The sequence below is a fragment of the Mesorhizobium sp. M1E.F.Ca.ET.063.01.1.1 genome (genome assembly GCF_003998155.1).
Classification (GTDB): domain Bacteria; phylum Pseudomonadota; class Alphaproteobacteria; order Rhizobiales; family Rhizobiaceae; genus Mesorhizobium.
The window spans coordinates 1-2,294 of record NZ_RZSC01000866.1; the positions used below are offsets into that span (position 1 = coordinate 1).

Annotated in this window: 3 protein-coding genes; all 3 read left to right on the forward strand. The window is 66.1% G+C overall.

Annotation, left to right across the window (positions count from 1 at the left end; all coding sequences use genetic code 11):
- The coding region (locus EOA29_RS33540; protein WP_145969954.1) for an ATP-binding cassette domain-containing protein at positions 1–479 on the forward strand (479 nt) is incomplete at its 5' end.
- Position 480: 1 nt separating this feature from the next.
- Entirely contained in the window at positions 481–1,458 is a 978-nt protein-coding gene (locus tag EOA29_RS33545; protein ID WP_189350471.1) for an ABC transporter permease, read from the forward strand.
- Positions 1,459–1,462: 4 nt separating this feature from the next.
- A partial coding sequence (locus EOA29_RS33550) for an ABC transporter permease (protein WP_145969955.1) occupies positions 1,463–2,294 on the forward strand: 832 nt, incomplete at its 3' end.

Genomic DNA, 2,294 nt, shown 5'->3' on the forward strand with positions numbered 1-2,294 from the left:
GTCAGTCGGACGGTATCTTTGCGCAATGGTCGATCGCGCAGAACATCGGCATCCGCTCACTGGCTCGGCTGCGCAACGGGCTGCTGATCTCGCCGCAGCGCGAGGCGGAATTGGCCGAGTTCTGGAAGAAGAAGATCGGCATCCGCACGCCGGACATGAGCAACAACATCTATTCCCTGTCGGGCGGCAACCAGCAGAAGGCGCTGTTTGCCCGCGCGCTCGGCTCCGATGCCGAGATCGTGCTGATGGACGACCCGATGCGCGGTGTCGATGTCGGCACCAAGCTCGAAGTCTACGACCTTGTGCGCGAGGAGGCCGCCAAGGGCCGCACCTTCCTCTGGTACACCACCGAAACCGAAGAGCTCGACAATTGCGACCATGTCTATGTCTTCAAGAACGGCAGGATCGTCGCCAATCTGCGGCGCGACGAGCTGACGGAGGAAAAGATCATCCAGTCCTCCTTCGGCGATGCGGCTTGAGATGACGGCGCTCGCTCCCGGCACGGTCCCGAAATCCTCACCACGCGGCAACGCGGCCCGGGCACGCATGCTGCGCGGCCTTTTGCCGGCGCTGTCGCTGGCGCTGGTGCTGATGGCGATCGCCTGGCTGAACCCGCGCGCCATCAGCTATTTCGGCTTCAACCTGATGCTGAACCTGGCGATCCCGATCGCGCTGGCGACGATCGCGCAGATGTTCGTCATCGCCGGCAACGAGCTCGACCTGTCGATCGGCACCTTCGTCGGCTTTGTCGGCTGCGTCACCGCGACGTGGCTGCGCGACGCGCCGCTCATCGGCATCGCGGTGCTTCTGGGATCGATCGGCGTCTACGCGCTGCTCGGCGCGCTGATCCATTTGCGCAACCTGCCTTCGATCGTGGTGACGCTCGGCATGAGCTTCGTCTGGCAGGGGCTCGCCATCCTCATCCTGCCGAAGCCCGGCGGCAAGGCGCCGGACTGGCTGCTGGCGATCCTGGCGTTCAAGCCGCCCTACATACCGTTCCCGATCCTTGCGGCGCTGCTGATTGCGGCGGTCGTGCATTTCGGCCTGATGCGCACCTCCTATGGCGTCATCTTGCGCGGCTCCGGCGGCAATGCCGCGGCGCTGAGGCGCGCCGGATGGTCGCTGCTCAGGACCAAGATCGGGCTGTTCGCGCTGACCGGGCTGTTCGGCGTGCTCTCCGGCATGGCGCTGATCGGCATCACCACCTCGGCCGACGCCAATATCGGCAACGGCTACACGCTGCTTTCGATCGCCGGCGTCATTCTGGGCGGCGGCGAATTCGTCGGCGGCCGGGTGTCGCCGATCGGCGCGGTCCTCGGCGCGCTGACGCTGGCTTTGGCCGCCTCGCCGCTGCTCACCTTCATGCATATCCCGCCCGACTGGCAGGTCGCCGCCAATGGCGCAATCCTGATCATCGTGCTGGCGGCGCGGGTGCTGATCAGCCGCAGGGAGAGGTGAGAAGATGGCCTCTGTGCGGATGCTGCTCGAAAAACCCTGGCTCTGGTCCTTCGTGGGCGCTCTCTTCGTATGGCTGGCGACGGTTGCCTTCACCGGCGGCTACGGCGCCGGCGGCATGGTCACGGCAGCACTTTCGCTGGCCGTCTTCACCGTCATCGTCGGCGTCGGCCAGATGTTCGTGATCACGCTGGGACCAGGCAATGTCGACCTGTCGCTGCCGGCCAATATCGGGCTGGCCAGCGCGGTGGCGATGAAGGTGATGGGCGGCAGCGACTCCATGATCATCGTGGGACTGCTTGCGGCGCTTGCCTGCGGGGCGGCCATCGGCATCATCAACTACCTGCTGATCTGGGCGCTGCGCATCCCGCCGATCATCGCCACGCTGTCGGCGAGCTTCATCATCCAGTCGGTCGACATCAGCTATGGCCGCGGCCTGCAGATCAAGCCGCCGCCGGGCTTCGCCGATTTCACCAACTGGCAGGTCCTCGGCATCCCGGTGCTGGCGATGCTGACGGTGGTCTTCACCGTCGGCGCGGCGCTGGCGCTGCAGCGCATGATCTATGGCCGTGAGGTGCTGGCGATCGGGCAGAACATCCGCGCCGCCTGGCTCGCCGGCGTCAATGTCGGGCGAATCCGCTTCCTTACCTATACGCTGTGCGGCGCGCTCGGCGGCATCGACGGGGCGCTGCTCGCCGGCTATTTCCGCGGCGCCAATGTCGATATCGGCAACGAGTATCTGCTCGCCTCGATCGCGGTCGTGGTCATCGGCGGCACCTCGGTCGCCGGCGGCAAGGCCAACGTGCCCGGCGTCTGGGGCGCTGGCCTGTTCCTGGTGC